Annotated in this window: 13 protein-coding genes; 8 read left to right on the forward strand and 5 right to left on the reverse strand. The window is 75.3% G+C overall.

Annotated features, from left to right (window positions below; all coding sequences use genetic code 11):
• Positions 1–45: 45 nt before the first annotated feature.
• Genes Ae331Ps2_RS12265 through ssd form a run of 4 tightly spaced genes read right to left on the reverse strand, consistent with a single transcriptional unit; the run spans position 46 to position 3,816 of the window.
• Positions 46–759, reverse strand: a complete 714-nt coding sequence (locus tag Ae331Ps2_RS12265; RefSeq protein WP_075308799.1) for a type II secretion system F family protein — start codon at positions 757–759, stop codon at positions 46–48.
• Positions 756–1,544, reverse strand: a complete 789-nt coding sequence (locus Ae331Ps2_RS12270; RefSeq protein WP_075308797.1) for a type II secretion system F family protein — start codon at positions 1,542–1,544, stop codon at positions 756–758. The genes Ae331Ps2_RS12265 and Ae331Ps2_RS12270 overlap by 4 nt, the downstream gene beginning before the upstream one ends.
• Positions 1,545–1,570: 26 nt before the next feature.
• Entirely contained in the window at positions 1,571–2,728 is a 1,158-nt protein-coding gene (locus Ae331Ps2_RS12275; RefSeq protein WP_075329725.1) for a TadA family conjugal transfer-associated ATPase, read from the reverse strand.
• Positions 2,725–3,816 (reverse strand): septum site-determining protein Ssd, encoded by a 1,092-nt coding sequence (gene ssd, locus Ae331Ps2_RS12280; protein ID WP_075312481.1) that lies wholly within the window; start codon positions 3,814–3,816, stop codon positions 2,725–2,727. The genes Ae331Ps2_RS12275 and ssd overlap by 4 nt, the downstream gene beginning before the upstream one ends.
• Before the next feature lie 672 nt (positions 3,817–4,488).
• Here ssd and Ae331Ps2_RS12290 point away from each other — a divergent pair.
• Positions 4,489–5,448: an HAD family phosphatase gene (locus Ae331Ps2_RS12290; RefSeq protein ID WP_233147395.1), complete on the forward strand. Its 960-nt coding sequence runs from the start codon at positions 4,489–4,491 to the stop codon at positions 5,446–5,448.
• 850 nt (positions 5,449–6,298) lie between these two features.
• Here the strand turns inward: Ae331Ps2_RS12290 and Ae331Ps2_RS12295 are convergent.
• Positions 6,299–7,051: an oxidoreductase gene (locus tag Ae331Ps2_RS12295; protein ID WP_075308793.1), complete on the reverse strand. Its 753-nt coding sequence runs from the start codon at positions 7,049–7,051 to the stop codon at positions 6,299–6,301.
• Positions 7,052–7,387: 336 nt separating this feature from the next.
• Between Ae331Ps2_RS12295 and acs the strand changes: the two genes are divergently transcribed.
• The 7 genes from acs (at position 7,388) to Ae331Ps2_RS12325 (ending at position 14,472) form a co-directional block, all read left to right on the forward strand.
• A complete protein-coding gene (gene acs / locus Ae331Ps2_RS12300; RefSeq protein WP_075308791.1) occupies positions 7,388–9,364 on the forward strand; it encodes an acetate--CoA ligase in 1,977 nt (658 codons plus the stop codon).
• Positions 9,365–9,406: 42 nt separating this feature from the next.
• The gene (gene arfB / locus Ae331Ps2_RS12305) at positions 9,407–9,850 is read left to right on the forward strand and encodes an alternative ribosome rescue aminoacyl-tRNA hydrolase ArfB (RefSeq protein ID WP_086002413.1); all 444 of its coding nucleotides are present in this window, start codon (positions 9,407–9,409) and stop codon (positions 9,848–9,850) included.
• Between the two features lie 132 nt (positions 9,851–9,982).
• A complete protein-coding gene (locus Ae331Ps2_RS12310) occupies positions 9,983–10,504 on the forward strand; it encodes a phage holin family protein (RefSeq protein ID WP_020627149.1) in 522 nt (173 codons plus the stop codon).
• 6 nt (positions 10,505–10,510) lie between these two features.
• Complete coding sequence (locus Ae331Ps2_RS12315) at positions 10,511–11,461, forward strand: alpha/beta fold hydrolase (protein ID WP_075308789.1); 951 nt, start codon at positions 10,511–10,513, stop codon at positions 11,459–11,461.
• A 50-nt stretch (positions 11,462–11,511) separates the two neighbouring features.
• Positions 11,512–12,780, forward strand: a complete 1,269-nt coding sequence (gene purD, locus Ae331Ps2_RS12320; protein WP_020627151.1) for a phosphoribosylamine--glycine ligase — start codon at positions 11,512–11,514, stop codon at positions 12,778–12,780.
• A gap of 199 nt (positions 12,781–12,979) precedes the next feature.
• Positions 12,980–13,189 carry a hypothetical protein gene (locus Ae331Ps2_RS31190; RefSeq protein ID WP_075550151.1) on the forward strand — a complete coding sequence of 70 codons (210 nt, stop codon included), beginning with the start codon at positions 12,980–12,982 and terminating at the stop codon, positions 13,187–13,189.
• Positions 13,190–13,353: 164 nt separating this feature from the next.
• On the forward strand, positions 13,354–14,472 hold the full coding sequence (locus Ae331Ps2_RS12325; RefSeq protein ID WP_198932252.1) for a pyridoxal phosphate-dependent aminotransferase: 1,119 nt from the start codon (positions 13,354–13,356) through the stop codon (positions 14,470–14,472).
• The last annotated feature ends 7 nt before the right edge of the window (positions 14,473–14,479 follow it).

Here is a 14,479-nt window from a genome sequence, read left to right on the forward strand (position 1 = left end):
GTCGGGGGCCCGCGGAGTGCGGACCCGGTCGCCGCGCGGCGGTGGTCACCACCGTGCGAACGCCTCCCCGGCCAGCCCGATCACGACCGGCACGATGCCGAGGACCAGGAAGGCGGGCAGGAAGCAGAGCCCCAGCGGGGCGGTGATGCGGACCGCGGCGCGCTGCGCCCGCTCCTCGGCGAGATCCGCGAGACCGGCGCGCAGCCGAGCGGCTTCCGCCGCGGCGGAGCGTCCGAGGGCGGCACCGGTGCGGGCCGACCGGCCCGCCGCGCGGGCGAACCCGGCGAGTTCGGGGACCGGGCCGGCGGCGGCCCAGGCGTCGTCGGGGTCGGCGCCCAGCGCCAGCAGGCCCGCGACCCTGCGCAACGCCTCACCGGCCGGGCCGTCGAGCCGCCGGGCCGCGGCTCCGACGGCGTCCGCCACGGCGAGACCGGCGGCGAGGCAGGTCGCCAGGAGGTCCCAGGCGGCGGCCAGATCCGCGGAGTCCACCGACGCGGCCGGCCCGCGGGCTGCCCGCCGGGCGAGCCACAGCAACCCGCCGCCCAGCGCGGCGCCGACGACCGCGCCGCCCATCCCGCCGAGGGCTCCGCCGAGCGCGGCCCCGGAGGGAACGAGCACCGCGAGGACCGCGGTGCGGGTCGGCGCCGCGGCCGTCGTCGCTCCGGTGACGGAACGCAGCCCGCGCAGCCGCCCCGGTCCGGGACGCCCGCCGCCGACGACCAGGGCGAGCGCGGCGAGCCCGAGCGCGGCCGCGGTCACGTCGGCACCGCCGCACGCAGGATCCGGTCGGCCCACGCCGCCCCCGCGACCGTGAGGCCGACCCCGGTCAGCAGCAGAGCGGGCCCGTGCAGCCCGGTGCGCAGCACGGTCAGCGGCGCGATGCCCATCAACTGCCCGAGACCGATTCCGGCCAACGGCAACGCGGTCAGCACCGACGCCGTCGCCCGAGGCCCGGCGAGCTGGGCTCGCACCCGGGCTCCGTGCGCGATCCGCCAGCGGATGTCGTCGAGCAGGCCGGTGAGCAGGTCGGCGAGCGGGGCACCGTGGGTGTCGGCGAGCTCCCAGGCCGAGGCGACCCGCTCGACGTCGCGCCGGGCGGGGCCCCGCGCCGTCCGACGCAGGGCCTCGGGGACCGGCTCACCGATCCGCGCGGCGACCGCGGCCGGCTCGAGCAGCGCGCGGGCGAGCGGCCCGTCGTGCACGTGCCCGGCCAGCGCGGCCGCGGGGTGCGCGCCGGTGCGCAGCTCGTCGGTGATCCGGGCGAGTGCGTCGGCGAGTTCCGCAGCCGTCGACCCGGCCCGGTCCGCGGCCCGACGTGTGGCGATCCGGCGCCGCACTCCCCACGCCACCCCCGCTGCGCACACCGCGCCGGCGGGGCCCAGGAGCAGCCACCCCAGCGGGGCGGCGAGCAGCGGCAACGGCGGAGCGAGCAGCCGGGCCGTCGGGAGGGCGGTTCCGGTGCCGGTCAGGGCCCGCCACCGGGACCGCCCCGGCGCCGCGGGCAGTGTCAGCACCGCCAGCGCGAGCAGGACGGGAACCGTCACGCCCTGCGGCGTCCCGGGAAGTGCGCTCAGCACGGCACACCGACCCCGCGCTCGCGCAACAGCGTCGCGAGCTCGTCGCGGCCCGGCCCGACCCCGGAGCCGCGGCTCCAGGCGGCGGTGACGTGTGGGGTGCCGTCGTCGGAGCGGCCCAGCACACCGATCTCGTCGAGCGTCCGGCCGGCGCCGGGGCGGCGTCGCATGTGCAGCACGACCTGGACGGCGGCCGTCAGCTGACCGTCGAGCGCGGCGGGGGACATCCCGCCGAGCCCGGCCAGTGCGCGTATCCGGGCCGGGATCTCGCGGACCGAGTTCGCGTGCACGGTGCAGCCGCCGCCGTCGTGACCGGTGTTCATCGCCGCCAGCAGGTCGCACACCTCGGCGCCGCGGACCTCGCCTACGACCAGCCGGTCCGGCCGCATCCGCAACGCCTGACGCACCAGTTCGCGCAGCGGAACCCCGCCCGAGCCCTCGATGTTCGGCGGCCGGGCGACCAGCCGCACGACGTGCGGGTGGCGTGGGGAGAGCTCCTCGGCGTCCTCGACGGTGATCAGGCGCTCGCCCGGGTCGACCGCGCCCAGCAGCGCATTGAGCAGCGTGGTCTTGCCGCTACCCGTCCCGCTGGCCACGAGCACGGCCAGCCGGGCGCCGACGATCGCGCGCAGCAGTGCCTCGCCGGTCGCGTCGAGGGTGCCGGTCCGCCGGAGCGCGGCCAGGTCGTGCCCGGCGGGACGCAGCACCCGCAGCGAGATCGCGGTCCCGGCCGCCGCCACCGGTGGGAGGACGGCGTGCAGCCGGACCCCGTCGTCGGGGAGCCTGCCGTCGACGCAGGGGCTCGCGTCGTCGAGGCGGCGGCCCGCGGCGAGCGCCAGGCGCTGGGCGAGTCGCCGGACCGCGGCCTCGTCGGTGAAGGTGATGCCGGTGCGGCGCAGTCCGTCGCCGCGGTCGACCCAGACGGCGTCGGGCGCGGTGACCAGCACGTCGGTGGTCATCGGGTCGCGCAGCAGCGCGTCGAGCGGGCCCGCTCCGGTGAACTCCTGGCGCAGGGTGCGGAGCGCGGCGAGGACGTCCAGATCGGACGCGACCCCACCGGACTCGGCCCGCACCGCAGCGGCGACGGCGGCCGGCCCGGTCTCGCCGCCCGCGTCGGCCAGCCGGGCCCGCACCCGGTCGACCAGCGGGTTCACGAGGCCGCCCGCCGGATGCCGGCCGCACCGGAGAGGCGCTCGTGCACGGCCCGGGCCGCGGTGGTCAGCGGGCCCCGCCCGGAGCCGGGCGTGCGGCCCCGTTCGAGAGCGCCGGCGAGGTCCCGCTCGGGACGCATGGTCGTGAGCAGCGGCAGCCCGAGAGAGGTGACGACCTCGTCGGGCGTGATCCCGCCGGGGGAGGGCCCGCGCACGACGAGCTCCACGGCCCGGGCATGCTCGGCGAGCACGTCGGCGACCCGGGCGGCCGCGGCACAGGACCGCAGCCCGGCGGGCACCACCAGGACGGTCAGGTCGGCTCTGCCGAGAGCGGTGAGCGCGGCGTCGGTGGGGTAGCGAGGCAGGTCGCACACGACGGTGCCGCCTGCGCGGCGCCCGGCGTCGAGGACCGCGGTGACCGCGGCCGGTTCGGGTCCGTGCGGGGAGCGCGCGCAGGACAGCACCGACAACGCGGTGCGCCCGGACCCGGCCCGTGGGAGCGCGGCGTGCAGCGACGCGGCGCGCACCCGGCCGTCGCCGACCGACAGCTCCGGCCAGCGCAGCCCGGCCTCCTGCTCCAGCCCGACCATCAGGTCGAGGCCGCCGCCGAGCGGGTCGCAGTCGACCAGCAGCGCGGACTCCTCGGCTCGCGCGGAGGTCAGCGCGACCGCGGTCGCGAGCACCGAGGCACCCGCCCCGCCGCAGCCGCCGACCACGGCCAGCACCCGGCCCGCCCGACCGTCGCCCGCTGCGCGTTCCCGGGCGTCGGCGAGGATCCCGGCCAGGCCCGCCTCGCCCTGGGGGAGCTGCACGACCCTGTCCGCGCCGACGGCGACGGCGAGCCGCCAGTCCTCCGCGGCGGGCTCGCCGGGGACGGTGATCACGACGCCGTCGCGGCGCGGGAAACCGGCCTCGCCGCAGCGCCGGGCCCCGGACCGGTCGAGCAGGACGACCGGTGCACGGGCCCAGGCCCGGCGGGCGTCGGCCGCGTCGACCGCGCGTTGGGCATCCATGTCGGCTGCTGCCGCGAGCCGTAGCAGCGCGTCGAGCAGCTCGGGATCGTCGGCCACGATCAGGCAGCGCCGGTCCATCGCGTCGTCCTCCACACCGGCCCGCCGGTGCGAGCCCCGGTATCGAGCGTGCGGCCTCGGGAGGGCTCCGCCGGCCTCGATCGTGGGCCTGTGGACAACTTCGTGGAAACGGCTCGGCCTGTGGACAACTCCCCGGTTCCGTCGGTCCCGCGCGGGAGGATGGAGCAGAGGGGCGGGCCCTCGCGCGGGCGGGCGACGCAGGAGCGGCACGGAGCCACGAGGAAGGGCGCGGAGGCGGCGGCGGGGGACACGACCGTGTCCGTCCCGGCCCGGACGTAGGACGACCCCCGCCAGGGGGGATTGGCGGGGGCCGTCGGGCGGTTCAGCCCCGGGGGGTCGAGCTGAACCCGCTCGGACCAGGTCCGAGCTCGGTCAACTGTAGCCGGAACATGCCGGTCGCGCCCATACTCCGGCCGTGGCCTGCGCCGACCGGTACCGGTGACGACGTCACTCCCGGCTCCCGACGGCGTGAAGTGCGCCACTGACCGGTGGGCGCGTCCGGGCGACCGGTCGCATGCGGCCGATCACTCTCCGCTGCTGGGCATCGGTCTGCTCGCAGCCGGGCGGAGCGGTGCAGGGACGGTGGGGCCCACCGTGGGGTCGCCGGCCGGGGATGTGGACGGAGTGGAGGGCCGGGGACGTGCGCTCCGCGTTTCGGGCACGCTGGACGTCGTGCCCGAGACCTCCAGAGCCCCCGCCGCACCGGACCGGACCGCCGGTGCCACCGTCCCCCAGGCGGTGTTCCTCGACCTCGACAACACGATCATCGCCGGGTCGAGTGCGCTGGCGTTCGCGCGGCCGTTCGCCCGTGCCGGTCTGATCGACCGCGCGACCGTCCTGCGCGGGGCGTGGGCCCAGCTGCTGCTCGTGCTCGCCGGGGCGGACGCGTCCACGATGGACACCCTGCGCCGTCGGATGGTGCTGATCTGCGAGGGCTGGGAGGTGGCGCGGGTCCGCACGATCGTCGCCGAGACGCTGCAGGAGATCATCGGTCCGCTCGTCTACCCGGAGGCGCTCCGGCTGATCGAGCACCACCGCGGGCAGGGGGCGGAGATCGTGCTGCTGTCGGCGTCGGGGCTCGAGGTCGTCGAGCCGATCGCCGAGCTGGTCGGGATCGAACGGTTCCGGGCGACGCGGATGCACGTCGTGGACGACCGCTACGCCGGGGAGATCGAGTTCTACTGCTACGGCGAGGGCAAGGCCGTCGCGGCCCAGGAGATCGCCGAGGAGCTGGGGTTCGACCTCGCGCACTGCGCCGCCTACACCGACTCGATCACCGACCTGCCGCTGCTGGAGGCGGTCGGCCAGCCGTCCGTCGTGAACCCCGACCGCGAGCTGCGGGCGATCGCCCGGGAGCGGGGGTGGCCGGTGCTCGCGTTCGTCCGCGCGGCGTCCCGGCGGGACCGGTTGTTCCGGTTGCGCGACCGGCTGTCGGACCGGTTCGCGGCCGGGGCCCGGGTCGGTGCTCCCGCCGGTCCGGCCACCGACGCGGAGGGTCCGGACGCCGGCGGGGTCGGTGCGGCGGGGCCGTGGCGGGACCCGGCGCTGCTCGGCGCCGCCGCGGTCGGCGGGGTGCTCGCGGCGCTGCTGGCGGGTGCAGCCGTCACCCGGTCCGCCCGCGGCGGCCGCTGAGGCGACGGCCGGCCTGGGGACACCGTGCGGGACCGTGCCGCGCCGGGCTGAGCCACACAGGACCGTGCCGCGCCGTGCGACGCAGGACCATGTCGCGCCCAACCGCGATGCAGAGCCGGACCGCGCAGCGCCGCCCAGCGCCGACCCACTGTCGATCAGTGCATGAGTGCTGCCCAGACAGCGGCCACCAACGCTCATGTACTCATCGACGGCGTCGCACGGCCCCACGGCGCACCGGGCGGGCTGGCGACCGGGTCGACCGGCAGGTGTGGGCGGACGGGCAGGCGTGGCGGGCGGACGGTGCGACCGGAGCGGCCCGGCGTGGCCGACGCCGCGCAACAACTCCGACGCCGTGTAACGCGGCCGGTCACGCCGACGCGGGCGGTCCTGGGCGGAGTGCCGCGGTGCGGGAGGTGCGGGAGTGCGAACCCAGTCAGGTGTGCAGGTCGCGGAGCAGGGCCGTGCCCACAACCCCGACCGCGACCGCCGTCCGTGCGTCGTCGTGCACCCACCCGGCGGTCGTCGCCGGTCACCCTGTGCTGCTGAACCGGTGCACATCGGTGAGGGGGTTGCCCACATCATGTTCCGGGTCTACGAAGGAGCCACGGACCCCGGCCGGGCCAGGGGCGTCTCGGAGGAGAAGAGGCGTCTCCCCTGACCGGGCTCCGTACGTGGGGACCGGACCACGTCCACGCCGAGCACGCCGCGGGAGGCATGTCGTCGTGGGCCTGCGAACCGGGACGCCGGGCGCCGAGGCCGCGCAACACGGCACGTAGTGCACGCCAGGACGCCGGTTCCCACGTCGGGCCGGGTGGCGCCCCTCGGGGCACCACCCGGCTCCTTCATGCGCTCAGCCGGACTGCGCGGCGGCGATCGACAGGCCCTCCCGGCCGCCCGCCTCCCACTCCGCGCAGGTGTGGACGATCCAGCGGGCCAGCCCGTCGGGCGTCCCGGAGGCGAACGCCGCCGCGGCCTCCCGGTACTCCGCGGTGCGGCGCAGGAACCCCACCTCGGGCACCGACAGACCGCGCGGGTCCAGCCCGGTCGACATCGCGGTCAGCCGGGCCGCCGCCCGGGCCACGACCCCGTCGGCGGTGCCGAACGGCGCCAGGGTCAGCAGCTCGCCGTGCACGACGGCGACCAGCACCGGAGCCGGCACCGAGGTGCCCCCGCCGATCAGGTCGGCCAGTGCCGTGAGTCGCGCCGACGTCGCCGGGCGCGGCCTGCCCAGCACCTGCTCGTGCTCCTCGGCGGGCACGAGGTCCCCCGCGGCCAGCACGTGCAGCCGGGCGAGCCCCTGCAGCGGGGCCCGGCGCCAGGTGTCGAGGAGCTTGGAGCGCTCGTCGGCGATCCGGACGGCTCCTGCGAGGACCGGGTCGGAGACGTGGTCGGCGGTGACCGGCCGCAGCGGGGCCCCGTCGACCGCGGCGGAGGAGCGGGCGGCGCGCAGGGCGGCCTCGGCGGCCGTCGCGGGCCAGCCGCGCCGGTTGACCGGCTGGTTGTGCACCTCGGTGGCCGCGTCGCGGGCGCGGGCGACCGCCTCGGCGACGCCGGGGAGTGCGGCGAGCGGGGCGAGCGGATCGGCTGCTGCGGGGCGGGCCATGGACGTCATCGTCCCAACCGGTGGGCTACCGCCGGGTAAGTACCCCTGCGGTGTGGACCGCTCGGCGACCGGTCGTGGTGATCCGTCGACCGCCGGACATCCGCCCGCCCGCCGTCGGAGGGCCCGCGAACACCCTGCCGCGCCCGGGAACGGCCCCCCACCTGCGCGGACGGTCAGGTGCGGCGTTGGTGTCCGGCTGGTACCTGTCCCGACAGACGGTGCACGGGCGAGGACGGTTCACTAGCGTCGGACCGCACACGTGCGCGCACACCGAGTGCGCCCGAGGCCGCCACGTCGGCCCGAAGTGACCCGCCGCGTCGAGGAGGACACCAGGACATGGCCGAGTCCGAGAAGAGTTCCGCGCTCAGCGCGCTCTCCAGCGAGAGCAGGTCGTTCCCGCCGTCGGAGGAGTTCGCGTCGCAGGCGAACGCCACCGCCGACTGGTACGACCGTGCCGATGACGACCGCGAGGGGTTCTGGGCCGAGCAGGCCGACCGTCTGCACTGGACGAAGAAGTGGGACACCGTCCTGGACTGGCAGCCCCCGTTCGCGAAGTGGTTCGTCGGCGGCGAGCTGAACGTCGCCTACAACTGCGCCGACCGGCACGTCGAGGCCGGCAACGGCGACCGCGTCGCCATCCACTGGGAGGGCGAGCCCGGCGACTCCCGCACGATCACCTACGCCGACCTGCAGCGCGAGGTCTCCAAGACCGCGAACGCGCTGACCGAGCTGGGCGTCGGCAAGGGCGACCGCGTCGCCATCCAGCTGCCGATGATCCCCGAGGCCGTGTTCTCGATGCTGGCCTGCGCCCGCCTGGGCGCGCTGCACAGCGTCGTGTTCGGCGGGTTCTCCCCGGGCGCGCTCAAGGCGCGCATCGAGGACGCCGAGGCCAAGGTGCTGATCACCAGCGACGGTCAGTACCGCCGTGGCAAGCCGGCCCCGATGAAGGAGAACACCGACGAGGCCGTCGCGGGCACCTCGATCGAGAAGGTCCTCGTCGTCAAGCGGACCGAGACCGACGTGCCGTGGACCGACGGCCGCGACGTGTGGTGGCACGACGTCGTCGACGGTGCGTCCGACCAGCACACCCCGGAGTCCTTCGACTCCGAGCACCCGCTGTTCATCCTCTACACCTCGGGCACCACCGGGAAGCCGAAGGGCATCCTGCACACCTCCGGTGGCTACCTCACGCAGTCCGCGTACACCCACAACGTGGTGTTCGACCACAAGCCGGGCGAGAGCGTCTACTGGTGCACCGCCGACATCGGCTGGGTCACCGGGCACACCTACATCGTCTACGGGCCGCTCGCGAACGGTGCCACGCAGGTGATCTACGAGGGCACGCCGAACACCCCGCACGAGGGCCGGCACTGGGAGATCGTCGACAAGTACAAGGTCTCGATCTACTACACCGCCCCGACGCTGATCCGCACGTTCATGAAGTGGGGCGAGGACATCCCCGCGAAGTACGACCTGTCCTCGCTCAGGGTGCTCGGCACGGTCGGCGAGCCGATCAACCCCGAGGCCTGGATGTGGTTCCGGGAGAAGATCGGCAAGGAGCGCTGCCCGATCGTCGACACCTGGTGGCAGACCGAGACCGGCTCGCAGATGATCGCCCCGCTGCCGGGCGTCACCGCGACCAAGCCGGGCTCGGCCATGCGCGCGCTGCCGGGCATCTCGGCCACCGTCGTCGACGACACCGGCACCCCCGTGGGCAACGGCGAGGGCGGCTACCTGGTCCTCGACAAGCCGTGGCCGTCGATGCTGCGCGGCATCTGGGGCGACACCGAGCGCTACAAGGAGACCTACTGGTCCCGCTTCGCCGAGCAGGGCTACTACTTCGCCGGCGACGGCGCCAAGTACGACGACGACGGTGCCATCTGGCTGCTCGGCCGCGTCGACGACGTCATGAACATCTCCGGGCACCGCATCTCGACCACCGAGGTGGAGTCGGCGCTGGTCAGCCACCCGACCGTCGCCGAGGCCGCGGTCGTGGGCGCCTCCGACGAGACCACCGGCCAGGGGATCGTCGCGTTCGTGATCCTGCGCGGGAGCGCGTCGAAGGACGAGGCGAAGGGCGAGCAGGCCATCAAGGCGCTCCGCGACCACGTCTCCAAGGAGATCGGTCCGATCGCCAAGCCGCGCCAGATCCTGGTCGTGGAGGAGCTGCCGAAGACCCGCTCCGGCAAGATCATGCGCCGCCTGCTGCGCGACGTTGCCGAGAACCGGGACGTCGGCGACGTCTCGACCCTCGCCGACTCGTCGGTGATGGACCTGATCTCGTCCGGCATGAGCGAGTCCAAGGAGGACTGACCGCGTCCCCGGGCCCCGCGCGTGCCGCGGGGCCCGGGCCCGATGGGCGACACTGGGGTGGTGGACGACCCGATCGAGGTGCGGCGCGGCTTCGTCGTGCCCGCTCGCGAGCTGAGCTGGCGGTTCTCCCGCGCCTCGGGGCCCGGGGGGCAGGGCGTCAACACCACCGACTCCCGGGTGGAACTGTCCTTCGACCTCGCGGGCTCGCCGAGCGTCCCCGAGGACCTGCGCGACCGGGCCCTGTCGCGGCTGGCGAACCGGCTCGTCGACGGCGTGCTGACCGTCGTCGCGTCCGAGCACCGCAGCCAGCTCCGCAACCGCGAGGCCGCCCGTGGGCGGCTCGCGACCCTGCTCGGCGAGGCGACCGCGGCTGGCCCGCGCACCCGTCGCCCCACCCGCCCGACGCGCGGGTCGCAGCGCCGCAGGCTCGACGCCAAGAACCGGCGCGGACAGATCAAGAAGCTGCGCGGCCGCCCGGACGAGTGAGGCCCCGTCCCCGGCGTGGCGCAGCCGAGCAGCCCGGCTGACCCCGTGGCACGATGGCGGCTCACCGAACGACGGCCGTCCGGGGGACCCCAGCGCCCCGGGCAGGCGAGTGCACCAGCAGGAGGGAAGACGGTGGCCAGCAACAGCCAGTCGGGCAACGCGGAGGTTCCGCCGGTCCTGCCCTCGATCCCGCTGACGAACGAGCCGGGGCCGCGCGACGCGTCCCTCGGCGCCCTCGCGAAGGACGTCACCACCCATCTCTCGACCTTGGTCCGGTCGGAGGTGGAGCTCGCCAAGGCCGAGGTCACGGCCGAGGTGAAGAAGGGCGTGCAGGGCAGCGTCTTCTTCGTGATCGCCGCGGTGATCGGGCTGTTCAGCCTGTTCTACCTGTTCTTCACCCTCGCCGAGTTCCTCTCGATCTGGCTCAACCGCGCCGCGGGCTTCGGGATCACGTTCCTGTTCATGCTGCTCGTCGCCGGCCTGTTCGGCTTCCTCGGCTACCTGCGGGTCCGCAAGATCCGCAAGCCGGAGCGCACCATCGACTCGCTCAAGGACTCCGCGCAGGTGCTCGCCCAGCGCGGCCAGCGCGGTGACCGCGACAACGTCCGCGAGATCGCCGACGGCACCTCCGGGCGGCACGCAGCCGCGGGCTGATCCGGCGTGTCCGCGACGGCCGGCACCCCGCCCGACCCCTCGGTCGTCCGGATCCCCGGTCCGTGGACGCACCGTGCGGTGTCGGCCAACGGCATCCGCATGCACCTCGCGGAGTACGGCCCACCGACCGGCCCGCTCGTCGTGCTGCTGCACGGCTTCCCGGAATTCTGGTGGACCTGGCGCCACCAGCTCCTCGCCCTCGGCGACGCCGGCTACCGGGCCGTCGCGCCCGACCTCCGCGGCTACGGCGACACCGACAAGCCACCCCGCGGCTACGACCTGTGGACCCTCGCCGGGGACTGCGCCGGGCTGATCCGGGCGCTCGGGGAGTCGCGCGCCCACGTCGTCGGGCACGACTGGGGTGCCACGATCGGCTGGACGGTCGCCACGCTGCACCCGCGCCTGGTCGTCTCGCTCACCGGGCTCGGGGCGCCGCACCCGATCGTGATGCGGGACGCGCTGCTGCGCGATCCCCTCGGGCAGGGGGCGGCCAGCCGCTACATGGCGGGGTTCCAGCTGCCGCGGCTGCCGGAGCGCTCGCTGCGCGCCGACGGCGGCGCCCGGGTCGGCCGGATCATGCGGGCCTGGGCGGGGCCGGAGTGGGCCGCGACCACCGACTTCGCCGACGTCGTCGCCCGCAACGCCGAGGCGATGCGGATCTCCACCGTGGCCCACTGCAGCCTCGAGTACTACCGCTGGTCGATGCGCTCCCAGCTGCGCCCCGACGGCCACCGGTTCGCCCGTGAGGTCTCCCGGCCGGTGGGGGTGCCGGTGCTGCAGGTGCACGGGGCCGACGACACGTGCGTGCTCGACACCACCATGCGCGGCGACGAGCGGTTCGCCGGTGCCGGGCTGACCCACCACACGCTCCCGGCCACCGGGCACTTCCCGCAGCAGGAGCACCCCACACACGTCACCGCCCTGATCGGTGCCCACCTGCAGCGCTGCGACGGTTGATCCGAGACCGGTTCCCCGTCGTCCGACGTGCACGGATACGCTCGGCCACCGTGCGGATCCTGATCGTGGGAAGCGGTGCGCGTGAGCACGCCATCGCCGTGGCTCTGGCGCAGGACCCGGAGGTGACGGCGCTCGCCGTCGCCCCCGGCAACGCGGGAACGGCCGCGGTGTCCGAGCAGCTCGGACTCGACGTCACCGACAACGGTGCCGTCGTCGAGCTGGCGCGGACCTGGAAGGCCGACCTCGTGGTCATCGGGCCGGAGGGTCCGCTGGTCAACGGGGCGGCCGACGCGGTCCGGGAGGCCGGGATCCCCTGCTTCGGCCCGAGCGCCGAGGCGGCCCGGATCGAGGGGTCCAAGGCGTTCGCGAAGGCCGTGATGAGCGCGGCGGGGGTGCCGACGGCCTCGTCGGTCGTCGTCGACAACCCGGCGCACCTCGACACCGCGCTGTCGGTGTTCACCCCGCCCTACGTCGTCAAGGACGACGGATTGGCCGCGGGCAAGGGCGTCGTCGTGTCCGACGACATCGAGGTGGCCCGCGCGCACGCCCTCGGGCTGCTCGACGCCGGCCACCCGGCGCTGCTGGAGTCGTTCCTCGACGGGCCCGAGGCGTCGCTGTTCTGCCTCGTCGACGGTGCCACCGTCGTGCCGCTGCTGCCCGCGCAGGACTTCAAGCGCGTCGGCGACGACGACTCCGGCCCCAACACCGGCGGCATGGGCGCCTACTGCCCGCTGCCCTGGGCGGGCGAGGACCTCGCCGAGGAGCTCGTCGCCCGGGTCGTCGCGCCGGTCGCCGAGGAGATGGTGCGCCGCGGGACCCCGTTCACCGGGCTGCTCTACGCCGGTCTCGCGCTGACCTCGGAGGGCCCCGCGGTCATCGAGTTCAACTGCCGCTTCGGGGACCCGGAGACCCAGGCCGTGCTGGCGCTGCTGCGCACCCCGCTGTCGCAGCTGCTGTTCGCCACCGCGACCGGCACCCTCGCCGAGCAGCCCGCGATCGAGTGGGCCGAGGGGGCTGCGGTGACCGTCGTCGTCGCCGCGGAGGGGTACCCGGCCACCCCGCGGCTCGGTGACGTCATCACCGGCGCCGAGGGCGACGGCGTGCTGCACGCCGGCACCCGTCGCCGCGACGACGGCGCGGTCGTCTCCTCCGGCGGGCGCGTGCTGTCGGTCGTGGGCACCGGCTCCGACCTCGCCGCTGCCCGGGCCGAGGCCTACGCGCGGCTGGCGCCGGTCCGCCTCGCGGGCTCGCACCACCGCACCGACATCGGTCTCAAGGCCGAGCGGGGCGAGGTCAGCGTTCCGGTTGCGCAGGGTTGATGTTACCGCCGCGTAACGCCCGTATGGCCTAGCGAGATTAGTCCGAATGGGCCCACCTGGGCGTTCGAAGGCCGGTTGTTCGATGATCATGAAGAGCCGGTTAAAACGGACACCAGGGTTTGATCTCCACCGGTGCGGCGGGGAATCGTCCTGTGGCACAGGGGCACAGCCGGTGCCCCTGAACCTCAGGAGGATCATCATGGCCCACGCTCCCCAGCAGGCCCGTCGTCGTCGCGCCCTCGCCCTCGTGGGTGGCGTCGTCGCCGCGCCGCTCGCCGCCCTGGCGTTCACCGGTACCGCGCAGGCGGCCGAGCTGACCCCGGTCGCCGAGTACCTCGACGAGACCGTCGCCGCCACCGACGCGCAGGTCGGCGCGGTCGTCGACGCCCTGGGCTTCGAGGCCGAGTGACACCGGGCGGGCCCCGTGCCCGCCCCGGTTCGTGACTGACAGCGCGCCCGGGAGGGGCTCCCGCCCGGGCGCGCGGTCCGGTCCCCAGGGGGCCGCCGCCTAGGCTCGGCGGCGTGACCCGCCTGACCGTCGCCGCCCGCGCCGCCGTCGCCCCGTTCCATGTCATGGACGTCTGGGCCGCCGCCGCCGAGCGGGCCCGCACCCACGGCGACCTGATCAATCTCTCGGCCGGGCAGCCCTCGACCCCGGCGCCGGAACCGGTCCGCGCGGCCGCCGTCGCCGCCCTGGGGTCCCAGGTGCTCGGCTACACCGTCGCCCCTGGCATCGCCGAGCTGCGCGAGGCCGTCGCCGGGCACTACCGGCGGACCCGGGACCTGGACGTCGACCCGGGTGACGTCGTCCTCACCACGGGGTCCTCCGGCGGGTTCCTGCTGGCCTTCCTCGCCGCGTTCGACGCGGGCGACCGCGTGGCCATGGCCCGTCCCGGCTACCCCTGCTACCGCAACATCCTCGCCGCGCTGGGCTGCGAGGTCGTCGAGCTGCCGTGCGGTCCGGCCACCCGGTTCCAGCCCACGGTCGAGATGCTCGAGGCGCTCGACGAGCCGGTGAAGGGCCTGATCGTGGCCAGCCCGGCGAACCCCACCGGCACCGTCCTCGACCCCACCGAGCTCGCCGCGCTCGCGTCCTACTGCGAGGACCGCGGCATCCAGCTCGTCAGCGACGAGATCTACCACGGCATCACCTTCCCGGGCAGCCCCGCGACGAGCTGCGCCTGGGAGACCTCCCGCGAGGCCGTGCTGGTCAACTCGTTCTCGAAGTACTTCTCGATGACCGGCTGGCGGCTCGGCTGGCTGGTCTGCCCACCGCGGCTGCGGCGCACCGTCGAGGGCCTCGCCGGCAACTTCACCGTCTGCCCTCCGGCGCTGCCCCAGCACGCCGCGCTCGCCGCGTTCGACGAGGCGAGCTACGCCGAGGCCGACGCCCACGTCGTGCGCTACGGCCGCAACCGTGACCTCCTCCTCGACGGACTGCGCGCACTCGGGATCACCCGGCTCGCCCCCGCCGACGGCGCGTTCTACGTCTACGCCGACATCGCGCACCTGCTGCGCGACGGCGAGGACTCGATGGGCCTGACCTACCGGCTGCTCGACGAGACCGGCATCGCCGTCGCACCGGGGCAGGACTTCGACCCGGTCGACGGCGGTGGCTACGTCCGCTTCTCCGGCGCCGGGACGCCGGAGGCCATCACCGAGGCGCTGGAGCGGCTGCGGGCCTGGGTCTGAACGGTTC

This window comes from Pseudonocardia sp. Ae331_Ps2 (genome assembly GCF_001932405.1).
In the GTDB taxonomy this organism is placed as follows: domain Bacteria; phylum Actinomycetota; class Actinomycetes; order Mycobacteriales; family Pseudonocardiaceae; genus Pseudonocardia.

Bases quoted from the DNA above. Each gene is read 5' to 3' on its own strand.
- arfB (WP_086002413.1), top strand. From the start codon at position 9,407: ATGGGCGACACTGGGGTGGTGGACGACCCGATCGAGGTGCGGCGCGGC.
- Ae331Ps2_RS12325 (WP_198932252.1), top strand. From the start codon at position 13,354: ATGGACGTCTGGGCCGCCGCCGCCGAGCGGGCCCGCACCCACGGCGAC.
- Ae331Ps2_RS12295 (WP_075308793.1), bottom strand. From the start codon at position 7,051: ATGGCCCGCCCCGCAGCAGCCGATCCGCTCGCCCCGCTCGCCGCACTC.
- acs (WP_075308791.1), top strand. From the start codon at position 7,388: ATGGCCGAGTCCGAGAAGAGTTCCGCGCTCAGCGCGCTCTCCAGCGAG.
- Ae331Ps2_RS31190 (WP_075550151.1), top strand. From the start codon at position 12,980: ATGGCCCACGCTCCCCAGCAGGCCCGTCGTCGTCGCGCCCTCGCCCTC.
- ssd (WP_075312481.1), bottom strand. From the start codon at position 3,816: ATGGACCGGCGCTGCCTGATCGTGGCCGACGATCCCGAGCTGCTCGAC.